Annotated in this window: 17 protein-coding genes and 1 pseudogene; 14 read left to right on the forward strand and 4 right to left on the reverse strand. The window is 37.2% G+C overall.

Translation table 11 applies throughout. The features are described from left to right. Positions 1-346: 346 nt before the first annotated feature. The 13 genes and pseudogenes from accB to M5A78_RS24995 all read left to right on the forward strand — a co-directional run. A complete protein-coding gene (gene accB, locus M5A78_RS17490) occupies positions 347-853 on the forward strand; it encodes an acetyl-CoA carboxylase biotin carboxyl carrier protein (RefSeq protein WP_248736570.1) in 507 nt (168 codons plus the stop codon). A gap of 18 nt (positions 854-871) precedes the next feature. Further along, entirely contained in the window at positions 872-2,227 is a 1,356-nt protein-coding gene (gene accC / locus M5A78_RS17495) for an acetyl-CoA carboxylase biotin carboxylase subunit (protein ID WP_248736571.1), read from the forward strand. Positions 2,228-2,246: 19 nt separating this feature from the next. Then, complete coding sequence (locus tag M5A78_RS17500; protein ID WP_248736572.1) at positions 2,247-2,654, forward strand: Asp23/Gls24 family envelope stress response protein; 408 nt, start codon at positions 2,247-2,249, stop codon at positions 2,652-2,654. A gap of 381 nt (positions 2,655-3,035) precedes the next feature. Beyond that, a complete protein-coding gene (gene nusB / locus M5A78_RS17505) occupies positions 3,036-3,434 on the forward strand; it encodes a transcription antitermination factor NusB (RefSeq protein ID WP_248736573.1) in 399 nt (132 codons plus the stop codon). Positions 3,435-3,471: 37 nt separating this feature from the next. After that, a complete protein-coding gene (gene folD / locus M5A78_RS17510; protein ID WP_248736574.1) occupies positions 3,472-4,329 on the forward strand; it encodes a bifunctional methylenetetrahydrofolate dehydrogenase/methenyltetrahydrofolate cyclohydrolase FolD in 858 nt (285 codons plus the stop codon). A gap of 135 nt (positions 4,330-4,464) precedes the next feature. Beyond that, on the forward strand, positions 4,465-5,823 hold the full coding sequence (gene xseA, locus M5A78_RS17515) for an exodeoxyribonuclease VII large subunit (RefSeq protein WP_248736575.1): 1,359 nt from the start codon (positions 4,465-4,467) through the stop codon (positions 5,821-5,823). Continuing rightward, on the forward strand, positions 5,813-6,046 hold the full coding sequence (locus M5A78_RS17520; protein WP_264760468.1) for an exodeoxyribonuclease VII small subunit: 234 nt from the start codon (positions 5,813-5,815) through the stop codon (positions 6,044-6,046). The genes xseA and M5A78_RS17520 overlap by 11 nt, the downstream gene beginning before the upstream one ends. A 3-nt stretch (positions 6,047-6,049) precedes the next feature. Continuing rightward, positions 6,050-6,943 carry a polyprenyl synthetase family protein gene (locus M5A78_RS17525; protein ID WP_248736576.1) on the forward strand — a complete coding sequence of 298 codons (894 nt, stop codon included), beginning with the start codon at positions 6,050-6,052 and terminating at the stop codon, positions 6,941-6,943. 197 nt (positions 6,944-7,140) lie between these two features. After that, complete coding sequence (gene dxs / locus M5A78_RS17530; protein ID WP_248736649.1) at positions 7,141-9,036, forward strand: 1-deoxy-D-xylulose-5-phosphate synthase; 1,896 nt, start codon at positions 7,141-7,143, stop codon at positions 9,034-9,036. 3 nt (positions 9,037-9,039) lie between these two features. After that, positions 9,040-9,870 carry a TlyA family RNA methyltransferase gene (locus tag M5A78_RS17535; protein ID WP_248736577.1) on the forward strand — a complete coding sequence of 277 codons (831 nt, stop codon included), beginning with the start codon at positions 9,040-9,042 and terminating at the stop codon, positions 9,868-9,870. Positions 9,871-10,024: 154 nt separating this feature from the next. After that, the gene (gene ahrC, locus M5A78_RS17540) at positions 10,025-10,474 is read left to right on the forward strand and encodes a transcriptional regulator AhrC/ArgR (protein ID WP_248736578.1); all 450 of its coding nucleotides are present in this window, start codon (positions 10,025-10,027) and stop codon (positions 10,472-10,474) included. 16 nt (positions 10,475-10,490) lie between these two features. Next, entirely contained in the window at positions 10,491-12,179 is a 1,689-nt protein-coding gene (gene recN / locus M5A78_RS17545) for a DNA repair protein RecN (RefSeq protein ID WP_248736579.1), read from the forward strand. A 393-nt stretch (positions 12,180-12,572) separates the two neighbouring features. Further along, a pseudogene (locus M5A78_RS24995) lies at positions 12,573-12,785 on the forward strand (zinc ribbon domain-containing protein); the annotation flags it as partial. Positions 12,786-13,132: 347 nt separating this feature from the next. Here M5A78_RS24995 and M5A78_RS17550 read toward each other — a convergent pair. The 4 genes from M5A78_RS17550 to M5A78_RS17565 all read right to left on the reverse strand — a co-directional run bounded on the left by M5A78_RS17550 (position 13,133) and on the right by M5A78_RS17565 (position 16,261). Further along, entirely contained in the window at positions 13,133-13,594 is a 462-nt protein-coding gene (locus tag M5A78_RS17550; protein ID WP_248736580.1) for a hypothetical protein, read from the reverse strand. 759 nt (positions 13,595-14,353) lie between these two features. Beyond that, the gene (locus M5A78_RS17555; RefSeq protein ID WP_248736651.1) at positions 14,354-14,518 is read right to left on the reverse strand and encodes a hypothetical protein; all 165 of its coding nucleotides are present in this window, start codon (positions 14,516-14,518) and stop codon (positions 14,354-14,356) included. 326 nt (positions 14,519-14,844) lie between these two features. After that, complete coding sequence (locus M5A78_RS17560; protein ID WP_248736581.1) at positions 14,845-15,696, reverse strand: CPBP family intramembrane glutamic endopeptidase; 852 nt, start codon at positions 15,694-15,696, stop codon at positions 14,845-14,847. Positions 15,697-16,021: 325 nt separating this feature from the next. Continuing rightward, positions 16,022-16,261: a hypothetical protein gene (locus M5A78_RS17565; RefSeq protein WP_248736582.1), complete on the reverse strand. Its 240-nt coding sequence runs from the start codon at positions 16,259-16,261 to the stop codon at positions 16,022-16,024. Between the two features lie 547 nt (positions 16,262-16,808). On the opposite strand from M5A78_RS17565, the gene spoIVB reads away from it, so the two are divergent. Beyond that, on the forward strand, positions 16,809-18,107 hold the full coding sequence (gene spoIVB / locus M5A78_RS17570) for a SpoIVB peptidase (RefSeq protein WP_406603719.1): 1,299 nt from the start codon (positions 16,809-16,811) through the stop codon (positions 18,105-18,107). Positions 18,108-18,346 lie beyond the last annotated feature (239 nt).

Genomic DNA, 18,346 nt, shown 5'->3' on the forward strand with positions numbered 1-18,346 from the left:
TACCCATTTCACTAGACGAAAGATGTGAAGTCTAGCTCTGCTCTCACCGCCTTTATTAGGTGACTACGGCTTGTTCTCTAAATTTATTTCCATGGTAGGGTTGGGAGTTGAGGCTCATGATAGTTTTTTATTGGTTTAATTCTGTGAAAATAAGAGAAAATAATGTTTTGTATTGAATCAGGAAGTTAAAGTTCACTTTTTAGAATAATAATATTAAGATGATAAAGGAGGGCATGCAGTAGAAATTGTTATGGTTGTTACGATTAAGATTATTGAACTTTTACAAGGTATTATCGTATAGTATTAGTAGTTAGTCCTAATTAAAGTAGTACGAGGGGTGTTACTCATGTTAAAAGTACAAGAAATTCGAGAATTGATTAAATTGGTTGACCAGTCTAGTATTGATGAATTTGTTTATGAAATTGATGGTTCAAAAATTAAAATGAAGAAGAATGGTACAGTAACTGTTGCATCTATGCAGCCAATTACACCAACTACGGCTCCTGCAGCTGTTCAAACAATTCCGGTTGCAGCTGTTACACCTGCCGCTCCTGCAGTGGAGGTAAAGCAGGAAGATCCAAAGGTTGAAACTCCAACCGAAAGAGATACAACAAATTTACACAAGATTACTTCGCCAATGGTAGGGACTTTCTATGCATCTCCAACTCCAGATTCAGACGAATATGTCAAAGTAGGGTCAAATGTATCGAAGGATTCCATTGTGTGTATCGTTGAAGCAATGAAATTATTTAACGAAATTGAAGCAGAAGTTAACGGAGAAATTGTTGAAGTACTTGTGAAAAATGGACAATTAGTAGAATATGGACAGCCTTTATTTTTAGTAAAGCCTTAAGTTAGGAGCGATAACAGGATGATAAAAAAACTGTTAATTGCAAACAGAGGAGAAATTGCCGTAAGGATTATTCGTGCCTGCCGGGAAATGGGGATTGAATCAGTTGCCGTTTTCTCAGAAGCAGACCGTGAAGCTTTGCATGTACAGCTAGCGGATGAAGCCTACTGCATTGGGCCCACTTCATCAAAAGACAGTTATTTAAACGTGACAAATATTATTAGTGTAGCAAAACTAACTTCCAGTGATGCGATTCACCCGGGTTATGGATTTTTGGCAGAGAACGCCGATTTCGCTGAACTTTGCCGTGAATGCAATATTACATTTGTAGGTCCAAGCCCTGAAGCCATCACAAAAATGGGAACAAAGGATATCGCCAGGGAAACAATGCGTGAAGCAGGAGTACCAATTGTTCCGGGATCAACGGGAATTATTAATGATATCGATGAGGCATTGGAACTGGTTGAAACCATTCACTATCCAGTTATAATTAAAGCAACTGCAGGCGGAGGCGGCAAAGGGATCCGCGTTGCCAAGAATGAACAGGAATTAATAAAAGGAATCACGATTACCCAGCAGGAAGCTTTGACAGCCTTCGGGAATTCCGGTGTCTATATCGAAAAATATATCGAGGATTTCCGCCATGTTGAAATCCAGATTCTTGCTGACACATACGGTAACACCGTCCATTTAGGAGAAAGAGATTGCTCCATCCAGCGCAGACTGCAAAAACTGCTTGAAGAAACGCCTTCACCTGCCTTAGATGGAGAAATCCGTGAAGAAATGGGAAATGCAGCCGTAAAAGCTGCAAAAGCAGTTGCTTATTCAGGTGCCGGCACGGTAGAATTTATATATGACTACCGCAATCGTCAATTTTATTTTATGGAAATGAACACGAGGATTCAGGTGGAGCATCCTGTAACAGAAATGGTCACTGGAATTGATCTTATTAAGGAACAAATTAAAGTGGCAAGCGGTGAAAAGTTATCAGTAAATCAGCAGGATGTTACTTTTACAGGATGGGCAATCGAATGCAGAATCAATGCTGAAAATCCTGAAAAGAATTTTCTTCCATCAGCTGGGAAAATCAAAATGTACTTACCGCCTGGAGGTTTTGGAGTTCGGGTTGATTCAGCGGCATATCCAGGCTATACCATTCCACCTTACTACGATTCTATGATTGCGAAAGTCATCGCATATGGCAACAGCAGGGAAGAGGCAATATCAAGAATGAAACGGGCATTAAGTGAATTTGTCGTTGAGGGCGTTCATACAACCATCCCGTTCCATTTAAAACTGCTAGAACATGAAAAATTTGTAGAAGGCAGTTTTAATACAAAATTCCTGGAATTGTACGATGTGATGAGGTCTATCTAATATCTGGAGGTGAGCTCAGGTGAGCGAGTTTAGTATTTTGGAAATGGAACAAGGAAATAATGGGCATGGAAAAATTGAAATTGCCCCTGAAGTGATTGAGGTAATAGCTGGCATTGCTGCTTCTGAGGTAGAAGGTGTAGCAAGTATGCGTGGCAATTTTGCTACAGGTGTTGTTGAACGGTTAGGGAAAAAAAATCACGGTAAAGGCGTTAAAGTCGAGCTGACGGAATCAGGGATAAAGGTTGATGTGTATTGTTTGATGAAGTTTGGCATCTCCATTCCGACTGTTGCAGGGAAAATACAAGATAATATCCGTCAAGCCCTACTTAATATGACGGCTTTAGAAGCAGAAGAAGTAAATATTCACGTCGTTGGAATTCAATTTGAAACCCAAAAGATTGAACCAGAAATTGATTCAGAATTGTAAAAGGAAAAACCAAAGGAGCTAATCCTTTGGTTTTTCTATTTCAAAAAACAAAGTGAAATATTCAACCTTTCAGTGCGAATCCATTTTAGTTGTGCTATTATCTTTTTATGTGTAAGCTATCTTGATTATTTTAATACTATAGGATGGATGGAAAAGGGGCGGAGCGCCGCAAAAATGAATCAGTATATCCAATTGTAGTGAAAAATCCAGATTTAACCATGAAATAAGTGAACTTGGCTCTGCTCACACCGTCTTTATCATGTAGGGTTTGGTCTTTGAATGAGTGTAGTTCCATGGTTAATGGCGGTGTGAAACGCCATATTTGTTTGTATAAAAAATAGACAAAAATTATTTAATATATCTAAAGGAGTTAACGGTATAATGAAAAGAAGAACAGCAAGGGAAAAAGCATTACAAGCACTGTTCCAAATCGACGTAAGTAACAGTGAACCATCATCCGCAATTGAACATGTTTTGGAAGGGGAGGCAGGTGACGAATATCTCACAAAACTCGTTTTAGGTGTTGTTGAGCAAAAAGCCGAAATCGACAAATTGATTATCGAAAACCTTGAAAAATGGACAATCGATCGGTTAGCAACGGTTGACCGAAACTTATTAAGAATTGCTGTATATGAATTGAAATTCTTCCGAACTGAAGTTCCGGAAAACGTTATTTTAGATGAAGCCATAGAGATAGCTAAAATTTACGGAGATGACCAGTCAAGCAAGTTTATTAATGGTGTTCTTTCAAAGGTGAAACAAAAGCTTCTTAACGACTAATTGATTGTGTACTCTCAAACAAAGGGGAGAAATGACAGTGACTGCTCAAATTATTAATGGAAAAGAAATTGCCGCGAAAAAAAGAATAGAAATTGCTGAAAAAGTGGCTGCTCTAAAAAGTCAGGGAGTAACCCCAGGGTTAGCCGTCATTCTTGTTGGGAATAACCACGCTTCTCGGACATATGTAACAAGTAAAGAAAAAGCATGTCAAGAACTGGGGATGAACTCTTTATTAATTGAAATGTCAGAGGATATTCAAGAGGAGGAATTGCTTGCCAAAATTGAAGAACTAAATGAAGACTCTACGATCCACGGTATTTTGGTTCAACTACCAATTCCAAAACATATTGATGAAAGTAAGGTAATAGAAACGATTTCCCCGTTAAAGGATGTCGATGGCTTCCATCCGATTAATATCGGCAGGATGATGACCGGACAGAATGCTTTCTTACCATGCACACCTTATGGAATTATGGTGCTACTAGAGGAAACAGGGATAGCTATTGCTGGAAAAAATGTCGTCGTAGTAGGAAGAAGTAATATTGTGGGTAAGCCGGTGGGACAATTATTTCTTAATCAGCATGCAACCGTAACCTATTGTCATTCCAAAACTAAAGATTTAAAGCTACATACAAAGCAAGCAGATATTCTTGTTGCCGCTGTTGGTATTCCAAACTTTATCAAAGCTGAACATGTAAAAGAGGGCGCTGTGGTCATTGATGTAGGCATTAACCGTAATGAAGCAGGTAAGCTTTGTGGTGATGTTGCTTTTGATGAGGTGAGTGAAAAAGCTGGATATATCACCCCAGTACCCAAGGGAGTAGGACCGATGACGATAACGATGCTCATGTATAATACCTTAAAATCAGCAGCTGAAACAATCAATCGTTACTAGAGGATGAAGAATTGTCCTTATCTTTTATTGATTTAGGTACCTTTCTATTTAAGTTGATTTTTCGGACAAAAAGAAGGACTAAATAGATAATGGATAAGGGCAATTTTATTCTTTAGATTGAAAAAGGAGCCAGCTATGCAGGAACAAAGATATTTATCTGTAAATGCGCTAACCAAATACATAAAAAGAAAATTTGATGCCGATCCTCATTTACGGGATGTGCATGTAAGAGGAGAAATATCAAATTTCAAACAACATTCGAGTGGACATATGTACTTTACCTTAAAGGATGAAAAGGCCCGCATTCTTGCAGTGATGTTTGCCGGCCAGTCGCGTTACATGAAATTTACACCGGAAAACGGTATGAAAGTGATTGTAAAAGGCGATATTAGCGTTTACGAACCAAGTGGGCAATATCAAATCTATATAAGAGAAATGCAACCTGACGGCATTGGAGAGTTATTTCTTGCCTATGAACAATTAAAACAAAAACTTGAATTAGAAGGTTTATTCGCGCTTGAAACGAAAAAAGCGATTCCGATGTACCCGACAACCATTGGCGTAATTACATCACCAACCGGTGCAGCCATACGGGATGTGATTACTACTATTAAACGACGTTATCCAATTGCTTCAATTCTTGTTATCCCTGCCCTTGTCCAAGGTGAAAACGCAGCACCCTCTATTGCAAAGGCAATTGAAAAAGCAAACAATATAAGGGAAATTGATGTTTTAATCGTCGGACGTGGGGGAGGTTCGATTGAAGAGTTATGGGCCTTCAATGAGGAAAGGGTTGCTCGGGCAATTTTTTCCTCCAGGATTCCAATTATTTCAGCCGTTGGTCATGAAACAGATTTTACAATTGCTGATTTTGTTGCTGATCTAAGGGCACCGACTCCGACAGGTGCTGCTGAACTCGCAGTTCCGCATATTGAGGAATTAATGGACCGGGTTTTACAGCGACAGGCTCGTCTTCTAAGAGTCATGCAAGAAAAATTCCGGTTTGAAAAAGAACGGTTAAACCGGGTACAAAAATCATATGCCTTTCGCTATCCACATCGTCTATATGAACAAAAGCTCGAGCATGTTGATAAATTAACAGAACGGCTTGTCCGTGGCACGTCCCGGTTATCGTTAATAAAAAAAGGGCAGCATGAAATTCTTTATAAACGATTGCAGCGGAACCACCCAAGAGCAGCATTACTTGAGGCTAGAAACCATTTCGAACGTACACAAAAAGAATTGAACCGCTTCATGGTTCAAATTTTTACTAAAAAACAAACTGATTTCAATCATGTCCTATCAACCTTACAGGCATTAAGCCCGTTGAAAATAATGGAACGGGGCTATAGTTTGGCTTATACAGAGGATAATCACCTTGTAAAAACTGTGAAACAAGTAAAAGTAAATGAGCAGGTTCAGATTAAATTATCAGATGGAAGCCTTTACTGTAATGTGGAGAATATAAAGGAGAGCGGAAAAAGTGACGAATGAAAAAAAATTATCCTTTGAAGAGGCTATGACAAAGCTGGAACAAATTGTCGATAAGCTTGAAGAGGGAGATGTCCCCTTAGAAGAAGCGATTACATTTTATAAAGAAGGTATGGAGTTATCAAAGCTTTGTCATGAAAAATTGAAAAGTGTAGAAGAACAACTTACTCAAATCATAACGGAGGATGGTCGTTCGGAGAACTTTTCCGTTGAAGAGGAGGAATAAGTCTTGAAACCCAGGTTACTAGACCCATTTGCACAAGAATATAAACAGCTGCTGGATACGGAGCTTCGTACACTGGTTGAAAAGCTTAACGCCCCTCCAATTATTAAAGAATCGATGATCTATTCTCTTGAAGCAGGGGGAAAGAGAATTCGCCCACTTTTATTATTTGCAACCTTGGACGCGTTCGGAATAGACCCTCACAGAGGGCTGCCAGCTGCCGCTGCAATCGAGATGATTCATACCTATTCCTTAATCCATGATGATTTACCTAGTATGGATAATGACGATTTAAGGAGAGGAAAGCCTACCAATCATAAAGTATTTGGTGACGCGATTGCCATATTAGCTGGTGATGCTTTATTAACTTATAGTTTTGAAGTTATTGGTAAAATTTCCGCTGAATTTGCTTCACCTGATGCATTGATTAAGTTAATTATTGAAATGGCAAAAGCGGCTGGAACTGAAGGTATGGTCGGCGGCCAAGTGGCTGATATGGAAGGGGAAGGGAAGTCACTAACCCTTCAAGAGCTTGAGTATATCCATATTCATAAAACAGGTAAGCTGCTACGGTTTAGTGTGGTAGCAGGGGCGATTTTGGCGGGAGCAAGTCAAAGCCAATTAGATAACCTTTCAGCCTTTGCACATCACCTTGGACTTGCTTTTCAAATCCAGGATGATATTCTGGATTTAGTTGGTAATCAACAATTAATTGGAAAGCCAGTTGGCAGTGATACAGCAAATCTTAAAAGTACGTATCCCCAATTGTTATCATTAGAAGGTGCCAAAGACGCTTTACAAAGGCAAATAAACCTGTCAACCGAATATCTGAGAGAGACAGGCTTGAATACAAACCTCCTTGAGGAAATAACGGATTTAGTTGCTACAAGAGACCACTAAAATAGGGGTATTTGAGGCAATGAAATAAGTGTGTTATAATTGTTTTCAATGTAGAAAACATTGTCAATGCCGTTATCACTATCGTGTTAGCGGCTATTTTTTCAAAAAGAAAAGCGGAATCGCCTTGCTCGAGAAGGCAAGCCAATTATCGAAGTTCTAGAGTAGAAAGAAAAAGTATGAAAGTGAGTGGTCCATATATGGATCTGTTATCAATAAAAGACCCGTCCTTTTTAAAAGGAATGTCGAATAAAGAACTAGAGGCTTTGGGTCAAGATATTCGCCAATTCTTGATTGAAAAGCTGTCTGTAACCGGAGGCCATATTGGACCGAATTTAGGAGTTGTCGAATTAACCATTGCTTTACATAAATGTTTTGACAGTCCAAAGGATAAAATTATTTGGGATGTCGGTCATCAATCCTATGTTCATAAAATCTTAACCGGCAGAGCTAGTGAATTTGATACCTTAAGGCAGTTCAAAGGCTTGTGTGGTTTTCCAAAACGAATTGAAAGCGAGCATGATGTTTGGGAGACGGGGCACAGTTCTACCTCGCTATCTGCTGCAATGGGAATGGCTATTGCTCGGGATTTAAAAAAGGAAAAATCCTTTGTTGTACCGGTTATTGGAGATGGTGCATTAACGGGCGGGATGGCATTAGAAGCACTAAATCATATTGGGCATGAGAAAAAAGACATGATTGTGATTTTAAATGATAATGAAATGTCGATTGCTCCAAATGTTGGTGCGTTACATAATATTCTCGGCCAATTGCGGACAGCTGGAAAATATCAATGGGTGAAAGATGAACTCGAAATGTTATTGAAAAAGGTGCCTGCTGTTGGCGGTAAACTTGCGGCCACTGCGGAACGTGTAAAGGACAGCTTGAAATATTTATTTGTTTCCGGTATGTTTTTTGAGGAACTTGGGTTCACTTATTTAGGCCCGATTGATGGCCATAATTTTGACAATTTATTTGAGAGCTTAAGCTATGCTAAAAAAACAGAGGGTCCAGTTCTCCTTCATGTTATTACGAAGAAGGGTAAAGGCTATCAACCGGCAGAAAGTGATAAAACTGGGACATGGCATGGAACAGGTCCTTATAAGATGGACACTGGTGATTTTGTAAAACCCAATAAAAAGCAGCCACCTGCATGGAGTAGCTTAGTCAGCGAAACCGTTCGCAAACTTGCACGCAGCGATGAAAGAATAGTGGCGATTACTCCCGCGATGCCTGTTGGATCGAAGCTTGAGGGTTTTGCCAGTGAGTTTCCTGAGCGAATGTATGATGTCGGGATTGCTGAACAGCATGCGGCGACAGTTGCGGCAGGATTAGCGACACAGAATATGAAGCCTTTTTTAGCGATTTATTCAACTTTTTTACAACGGGCCTATGATCAGGTTGTTCATGATATTTGCCGGCAGAATTTAAATGTTTTTATTGGAATCGACCGGGCCGGTTTAGTTGGTGCAGATGGTGAGACACATCAGGGTGTATTCGATATTGCCTTTTTAAGGCATGTTCCTAATATCGTCATAATGATGCCTAAGGATGAAAATGAAGGGCAGCATATGGTATATACGGCCGTAAATTATGATGATGGTCCAATTGCGATGAGATTTCCTCGTGGTAATGGAGTCGGTGTACCAATGGATACGGAATTTCACACCATTCCAATCGGTACATGGGAGGTAATAAAAGAGGGCGATGACGCGGCGATTTTAACCTTTGGTACGACAATTCCGATGGCGATGGATGCAGCAATGCTACTGGAAAAGCAAGGAATTTCCGTAAAGGTTGTGAATGCTCGGTTTATCAAGCCTTTGGATGAAAAAATGCTAACTGGTCTGCTAGATAAAAATATTCCTCTCCTCACGATTGAAGAAGCTGTGTTACAGGGTGGGTTTGGTAGTGCAATTCTTGAATATGCTCATTCCCAAGGATATTACCATGCTCAAATTGACAGACTTGGCATCCCTGATCAGTTTATTGAACATGGAGATGTTGGCTCACTTCTTGAAGAGATTGGGTTAACGACTGAAGGAATAATCAAACGAATTTCAACACTGGCAAGGAAAAAACAACAAAGGGCTTAAAAAATGAAAAATAAAGAACGATTAGATGTTTTACTTGTAGAACGGGGATTAATTGAAACAAGGGAAAAGGCTAAACGAGCTATCATGGCAGGACTAGTTTATACAAAGGAAGAACGATTGGATAAACCGGGAGAAAAGGTCAAGATTGATATCCCGTTAAGCATAAAAGGGAAAATGCTACCGTATGTCAGCCGCGGTGGATTAAAGCTTGAGAAGGCATTAAAAGTTTTTGATGTCAGTGTCCTTGATAAGGTGTTATTAGATATTGGGGCTTCAACTGGCGGATTTACCGATTGTGCCTTACAAAATGGCGCGAAAATGTCCTATGCTCTCGATGTTGGCTATAATCAGCTTGCTTGGAAACTAAGGCAAGATGAACGGGTCATGGTAATGGAAAGGACCAATTTTCGCTATGTGACGCCTGCTAATTTAACCGGAGAAATGCCGAATTTTGCCACAATAGACGTTTCGTTTATATCTTTAACCTTAATATTACCGGTGTTAAAAACACTTCTTGTAACAGGAAGTGATATTATCGCCCTTGTGAAGCCGCAGTTTGAGGCTGGTCGTGACCAGGTCGGTAAAAAGGGCATCGTACGGGATGAAAAAGTACATTTACAGGTAATCGATAAAATCATTAACTTTTCCGTTCAACAAGGATTTATTGTAACAGACCTCTCGTATTCTCCAATCACTGGTGGTGATGGGAACATTGAATTTTTACTTCACCTTAAATGGGAAGGTGAACGGGAAATAGGAGTCAATCAGCTTCAATTCAGTCCTCCTGATATTGTCAAGGAATCACATAATGAGTTCCATACAAAGCAAGACTAGAAGGGGTAGGCCTGAGCCTATCCTTTTATTGCATTTAAATGTATTTTTATTAAAGAAAAAATGTACAAGGCGGTAGAAATGGGCTAACATATGGGTAGATACGACATATTAGTTCAAAATACTTTAAGGTTTTCAATGATTATGGGGTGAAAAAGTGAATAAAGGTCAACGTCATATAAAAATAAGAGAAATTATTGCCAGCAATGATATTGAGACACAAGATGAGCTTGTCGATGAGCTTAAGAACGCAGGCTATAATGTGACCCAGGCTACGGTATCACGGGATATAAAAGAATTACACTTGGTTAAGGTACCATTAATCGATGGTCGGTATAAATACAGCCTGCCAGCAGACCAAAGGTTTAATCCGTTACAAAAACTTAAACGATCATTAGTCGATGCATTTGTAAGGATTGATTCAGCAGGGCATTTGTTGGTTATGAAGTGCTTGCCTGGTAATGCTATGGCCATTGGTGCACTGATCGATAATCTTGATTGGGAAGAAATATTAGGAACGATATGTGGTGATGATACGATGTTAATTATTTGTCGAAAACCGGAAGACACAGAGGTCGTAACCAATCGATTCCTAGATATGCTGTAATTGGGGGAGTGTTCCTTTGTTAGCAGAACTGTCAATAAAAAATTTCGCGATTATTGAAGCTCTATCCATCTCCTTTGAAAAGGGATTGACTGTATTAACGGGGGAAACAGGAGCAGGAAAATCAATTATCATTGACGCGATTCATTTACTAGTCGGAGGAAGGGGATCGGCAGAATTTGTCCGCCATGGAGAAGAGAAGGCAGAAATTGAAGGGCTATTTCAACTCGATGACCCAAACCATCCAATTATCATGAAAGCATTGGAATTTGGGATAGAAATTGAAGAAGGAATGGTTGTTTTACGGCGTGACATATCTCGAACTGGAAAAAGTGTTTGCCGTATAAACGGAAAACTTGTTACGATTTCAACTCTAAGGGAGATTGGCGCAACCCTTGTTGATATTCATGGCCAGCATGAACATCAAGAATTAATGGATGAGACAAAACATTTACCCTTACTTGATCAATTTGGTGCTGAGGAAATTTTGGCTTCACAAGGCGAATATCTGGAAGTATATCGCCGTTACGATCACACATTACAAAAACTTAAAACATTAAGTGAAAATGACCAGCAAACAGCCCACCGCCTTGATTTAATTCAATTTCAATTAGATGAAATTCAAAATGCAAATTTAAAGCTCCATGAAGATGAAGAACTATCCGAGGAAAGAAGAAAACTAGGAAATTTTGAAAGAGTGTTTGAAGCGATTCAATCAAGTTACACTGCCTTACACGGAGAACAAAAAGGCCTCGATTGGATTGGAATGGTTATGGGATACCTAGAAGATGCAGCTGTACTTGATTCTACATATAAAGAAATTTTCGAATCAGTGTCGAATAGCTTTTATCAATTAGAGGATGCTGCAAGTTCTTTAAGAAATGAATTAGATGTCTTAGAATATGATCCGAAAAGATTAAATGAAATAGAAGACCGCTTAAATGAAATGAATCAGCTCAAACGAAAATATGGTAAAACAATTAACGAAATATTAGAATATGCAGCTAAAATCGAAGAAGAAATAGAAACGTTACAAAATAAAGAAACACATATTAGTGAATTGGAAAAAGAACTAACGGCCATTCGAAAAGACTTAATTCTTGAAGCTAAGCAATTAACTGAACTACGCCACAAATGGGCAGATAAGCTGACACGATTAATACATAAAGAATTGAAAGAATTGTATATGGCCAAGACCGTTTTTGAAATTCGTGTCAAATCCGATAATCAACATTTTTCAAAAAACGGTGTCGATTATGTAGAATTTTATATTTCAACGAATCCGGGAGAACCCTTAAAACCTTTATCAAAAGTTGCCTCCGGAGGAGAATTATCACGGATTATGCTTGCTTTAAAAAGTATATTCTCCAAACATCAAGGCGTTACATCGATTATTTTTGATGAGGTGGATACAGGTGTCAGTGGAAGGGTTGCCCAGTCAATTGCTGAAAAAATATATAAAGTAGCTATTGATTCCCAGGTTTTATGCATTTCGCATTTACCTCAGGTGGCAGCTATGGCAGATACCCATTTATTTATTTCAAAGATCATTAAAGGGGGAAGAACGACAACCTCAGTCACCCCAATGAATGTAGAGGAAAAAATTAAAGAAATTGGGCGAATGATTTCCGGTGTAGAAATAACCGATTTAACTAAGCAACATGCCCAGGAATTATTACAATTAGCTGAAAAAAACAAAATAAATTGAAAAACTTCCCAATCTGGGTAGCTTTGCCGAAGAAGGACTAAAATAAGTAGCCCTTAGAACCATTGGTATATCAGTGGTTAAGGGCTGCTTTAATCCTGGGATAGCATGTTGACGAATTGTTGACGAATTTCCCTCTTGGGTCAAATTTATCGAATTTTCATGCTGCATTATGACTTGCCTTTTTGATACATAGGTATAAACATCAGTTGTAATTCTCTAATTTGAATGTCCTTCTCTTTTTTGTACAGCCATTAAATTCAATTTTCTAGATTATAAGAAATGTGCTGATTAGACTAACCAATCAAGCTAATCTAACTCAATCTTCGATTAAATTTGATGATTGGCGCTCGTACACTCGTGACTTTAGTCGTGAGTTAGGGCTATAAAGCAGCTTGGGACAATAAAAAGGCGGTTCTTGTGGACCGATTTTTTGCTTCTTCGAAGCAATGTAATGGATGTCATGAGAAAAACACACTTTTGTCTCTTTCAGACCGATTTTGGGTTTGCCTAAAATTTGGAACCCTTCATGATAGAGATATTAATTCAGCCAAAAATATCAAAGAAGAAGGCAGTCGCCTACTGGGAACCCCTTCTCTTGTAGCATAATTTTTACTATTTATCTTTTACCGCCGGAACGGCGGAAAGGTGTGCCTGTCAGTATCAAAGATACTGTTTGTCGAGCTATTAGACAATGTAGAGAGTGTAAGACGATCCTTATCGGAATGCGGTTCTCGATGAAGCAGGAATCCCATGGGTTTGGAAGTCATTAAAGGTTTTTAGTGTCCGAACGGACATTAGAATCCTGCGACTTTAGTCGTGGGAGGTTCAAGTAATTCCATTAATAACTAAGAAATGAGCGATAGTTATATCACAACGATTAATCAGAAATCCAGATATAGAGAATCCAGTTTTAAGAAACTGAATTCCCTTTGGAATTATTAACTTACGATCAATTATTGAAATAGATTTTGTTGTCCTATTTGTTGACCAGACTGTTGTCCCATTTCTTGTTGCATCTGACCCAAAACTTGATTTATTTGGTTGAGTGTTTGGGTAGTTTGAGCGTATTGGAGACATTGATTTAATGATTGAATAGCTTGTTGAATTGATTGCTGTAATTGTTGATCATTTTGTTGTAATTGATTTTGTGCCTGACCAGCAAATTGTTTTATTTGTTGCATTAATTGATTTTGTTGACCAGACTGTTGTCCCATCTGTTGACCAGACTGTTGTCCCATCTGTTGACCAGACTGTTGTCCCATTTGTTGACCAGACTGTTGCTGTCCTTGTACATTACTAAATGAACTTTGCAGAGTACTAAGTTGAGTTTTTAAGTCAGTTATTTCTTGAGCAATTTCAACATTCACTGTTTTTTTAATTTCAGATTCAATCTCTTTTTTCATTTGATTGTTCATAATATACCTCCAATTTTTATAAGTAGACCAAAAAACGGCCCCTTATTAAAATGCTCTTTTGGCGATTAAATATCCAATAAAATTTCCTTCAATATTGTTTTACATCCCCTAATCTTTGGAGAGCTATGGGAAGGAATAGACCAATTTTGTATTTGGTGGAATATTAATGAACATTACGAAGAAATAGTTTTTAAAAGGTATAGAAACAAAAGAAAAGAGCCCAATTCGAGTGTTATTCGACACATTATAACTTAGAATTTGAAATATTTATTTCCCCTATAATTTTGCAGTTGCCCCATCACCTGTTGAAAAAAATAATTCAAAAATCAATAAAAAGTGCTGAGTGTTTATTTTTTATTGATTTAAATTCACGTACAAAATAAATGATAGTTAAAACAATAATAATCATTCCTGGTAAAGAAAGTAATAACCAAATCATAGTAAGTAATTCCTTAGTTTTTATACTTTTCTTTACTGTGATATGTTTTGTATTTGGATTTAATAATCTTTTGGAAACACAATGTTAGAAGTGTTAAATAAAAACCTCGAGTTAAGTTGTCACCCGAGGAAAATGTATAGTAAAAACTCCATTTTTTTCTTACTGCATCCTAAAAATTATTACTAACCTCCCATCAAAGAAGCTCCAACAATAATTAACAGTGCGCAATGGCTGGTAACATGCATCTTTAGTTGAAGAAGAAAAGGGCTTTACTCTTAATTGAAGTAAAGCATCCGTTAGCAATAAGCGTTTACTTCATTTTATTCGACTTTTCCTTTTTCTAACAATTGGATAATCTTATGGTTTTGCTCAACTTGAATGTCACTATTTCTTTTTATCTTATAAGTCCATAATAAAAGAAAAACCACTGCCAAAGGTGTCCCAATTGTAATTAGCAAAGACCCATAACCCATAATACTAATCATAAAAGTCCCCTAACTATTTTTCCTTAATTTTCCCATTTATTAAATACTAAACCCTCCTATAAAATGAAAATATAATGAATTTTTCTTCAACTACTGCCGCGTTAATTGAAAATTTTTCCTTCTTAAACTGAGGGAGTGGAATAAGAAAAGAGCTACCACAGCAACTCTTAGTGAAGCTCTTGCATCCGTTGGATAAGTGAAATTCATTATTGTTATTTGCATTAAGTGAAAGCAATCACAATTTCTAAGAAGCTGTTCAACAATCTGGCAATTGATGGCGCATTGTTTTATTATTATGGGGGTGAAATATCCTCTGCTAAATCACATCATCTAATTGACTGGTTGGTAGCCTTTAAGCTGAGACTTCCAAAAGTACTTCCCCAAATGAGTAAAAGGAAAATTGTAGCGACAAAAATAACCAAAATACTAGGAAGCCCATTAAAAACAAGTAATGGTGTATTCCAGATGGTATGTATACCTATCACAAAAAATAGGTTGTCTGTTAACAAGTAAACGATTGCAAAGAAAATACCTATCATAAATAGTATGATAAGAGAGGTTACTATTTCGAAAATGTTCATTCCACCCAATATTCTATTTGGAATATGTATTAGTGCAAATAGAAACTGTGATACACATATTCCACTTAAGAGCTGTCCTTTTTTGCTTTTTAGCTTTTTACAAATTTGCACTAACAAAAAACCTCTGAAAACTATTTCTTCAAACAAACTATTTCCAAACAATTGACCAATAAAACTACCAAACATTTTTGATGCTCCATATTGATTCCAACCTTCATATATAATTGGCTTCCCTAATATAATTATCCCAATAACAATATTGATTAATTGCATGGCAATCCAAATAATGCTTACTGCAGTTACTGCACTAAGTAATCTATTTCCCTTTAAGCCTATATCAAAGAAAGTTAGCCTTCCATACTTTATAATCAAAATAAAGACAAATAGTATTAAACTAACAACATTAACTATAAGGGTTTGGTTCACCAGTCCTAATGTTAATTCAGAAATTGGTTGTATAATGTTAGATTTAAATACAACAAGATTAATAAGTGTTACATATACACAATACAGTATAGAGAACAATAGAATGGTTAACCAAGATGTTTCTTTTAAGTTATTAATAGGTACTATAATTTTACTTACTAGTTTGCCCACATCAAATCCCACCTTTCCTGCCTCATTTGATTAAGTGCTCTTTTTCACAATCTCAAATAGGCATTCTTCACCACTCCATTAACACATCGGCTCTTTTCATTCGATGGTTTCCAAAATTAATATGACATCGATAAACAGCAGGGTTCAAAACCAAAATTTCAACGAACCGTTACTTTAAGCAGATTCCTTCACAATCTTATTTTGACATTCACATAAAAATAATTGGATGCACTGCAAATATTCGACTATTATTGGCTAATCCCTTTATTATTATGTTATTAGGTATGAATAAAGCCCCTTCTCGCTCGAGAGGGGGCTCATTAATTTATTTTTTTTCATGGTAAACGGAATAGTCCTCTCTTTCAATGACTCGATCCATTTCTTTTTTAACTTCGTTTAAGGCCTGATCTAACCTAAGCAATGCCATTTCTTTAGCTTTTTTCCTGGTGGTCCCTAAGCAGTTCCACACCGAACAACCCCTTGTGCTTGCTGTGCTCAAGTAATGATCTCCGTAAACAAACACTCTTACTTTAATAAACTTTCCAGCTTTAAAAAGTAACATCACGTATCACACGCCTTATTGGTTGATACATGGTGTATTAGACAAAATTTTAAAAAAACCTTGTTACATATTTGTGAATATTTTCCTTAAAAAGGTAAATCACTTTCGTTAAATCTTCTCCTATATATTCTTCCTTTATCATTACCCAAATCTCCTCAATTGATTTGATTTTAAAGTTATTTCAAAAAATAGGAAGAATTCCCTGTTCGCCAAATTTCCCTTCTATATAATAGAAAAAATAATAATGTATTCATGATTAAGCATTTATTAAATGTAAATAATTTATACTAAGAAAAAATGATTTGTTGATGGAAAGTTGACCAAATTTGTCAACAACCTCCATAAATGACCTAAATAGAACCTATTGCCGTCATGCTCAACCCTTGATGTATCAGAATTTACATAAAACCTTTATACCCGTTCAAATTGCTATTCCTATCCATTATGGGTAGCTTTTTTATGTAGAACCAAGTTATAAATGATTGTCAAGGAGGCAAAATTAAAGATGTAGCCATTAGTCATTTCAATGTTGTGAAAAGAAGCGAGGAGAGTGAAAAATTTGAAGTTAGAAATAATTAGAAAGATTATTGGTGGAATTCTCCTTGTTTCATTAATTAGCCTTATCTTTTTTCAGCCGTTCCAGCAGTACATTAATATACCAAAGACAATTACTGTTTTTGAAGGACAGGATTACACTTTCAAAAAGGCTGGCCCGGTATCAGCCGCTTTTGTTTCTCATAATTCGAAAAACACATTGGATCAAGAAGAGCATTCGGTTTCGGTTAAAGCATCTGAAAAAGGCAAAAATGAAATGCTTCTAGAATATGCGGGGATCCCAATTAAAAAGGTCGATGTACATGTCTTAAAAGATTTTCGAGTTATCCCAGGTGGACAATCCATCGGTGTAAAATTAAATACGGTTGGTGTTTTGGTAGTGGGGCACCATTTAATCAATACAACGAATGGAAAAAAATCTCCTGGTGAAATGGCAGGAATTAAAATCGGAGATATGATTACCGAAATTAATGGTAATAAAATAGAGAAAATGACTGATGTAGCACCGTTTGTGCAAACAGCAGGACAAAATGGTAAAGCTCTTGATATGGTCATTAGCCGTGAAAGCGGAAAAATCACGACCAAACTTACTCCATTAAAAGATAAAGGGGAAAATACCTATAAGCTTGGTTTATATATTCGAGATTCAGCTGCAGGAATTGGAACAATGACCTTTGTCCACCCTCAATCTAAAAAATATGGTGCACTTGGTCATGTTATTTCTGATATGGATACAAAAAAACCAATTGTGGTCGAAGATGGCCAAATAGTCCGTTCTACAGTAACTTCAATTGAAAAGGGAAGTAATGGTGACCCTGGTGAAAAGCTTGCACGCTTTTCTTCTGACCGTGAGATTGTTGGGAATATCCAAAAGAATAGTCCGTTTGGGATTTTTGGAGAATTAAATAAAGAATTTAAAAATGGAGTGATGGATAAAGCTCTGCCAATAGCGTTATCCCATCAGGTAAAAGAAGGACCTGCAAAGATTTTAACCGTGGTTAATGATGATCGCGTCGAAGAATTTAATATTGAAATTGTAAGCACAATCCCGCAAAAGTTTCCAGCTACAAAAGGAATGGTCATAAAAGTAACCGATCCTAAGCTCCTTGCAAAAACAGGAGGAATTGTTCAAGGGATGAGTGGAAGTCCGATTATTCAAGATGGAAAGCTTGTCGGAGCCGTCACACATGTCTTTGTCAATGATCCAACCTCAGGTTATGGGGTGCATATTGAATGGATGCTAAACGAAGCTGGAATTAACATATACGAAACACCAAAAAACAAAGCAAGTTAAAAAAGGATGATCTTGAACGCTTTTTTGAGCAAAATAGGTGGATTATCCTATTTTGCTTTTTTTTTTATAAATGCTTGGAAAACAATAAGGCCAAAGTGGATATAATGCGAAATTAGTCGAAAAAGAAAGAAAAACAAAGAAAAGATAAGATATTATCACTATTTTAAGAAATATTAAAAAAATGAGAGGAATTTTTGTTGCATTGTCGAATTTGTAAATTAGAATAGAATTAAGAATTG

Origin of the sequence: Neobacillus rhizosphaerae, from assembly GCF_937468385.1 — a bacterium.
Classification (GTDB): domain Bacteria; phylum Bacillota; class Bacilli; order Bacillales; family Cytobacillaceae; genus Neobacillus; species Neobacillus rhizosphaerae.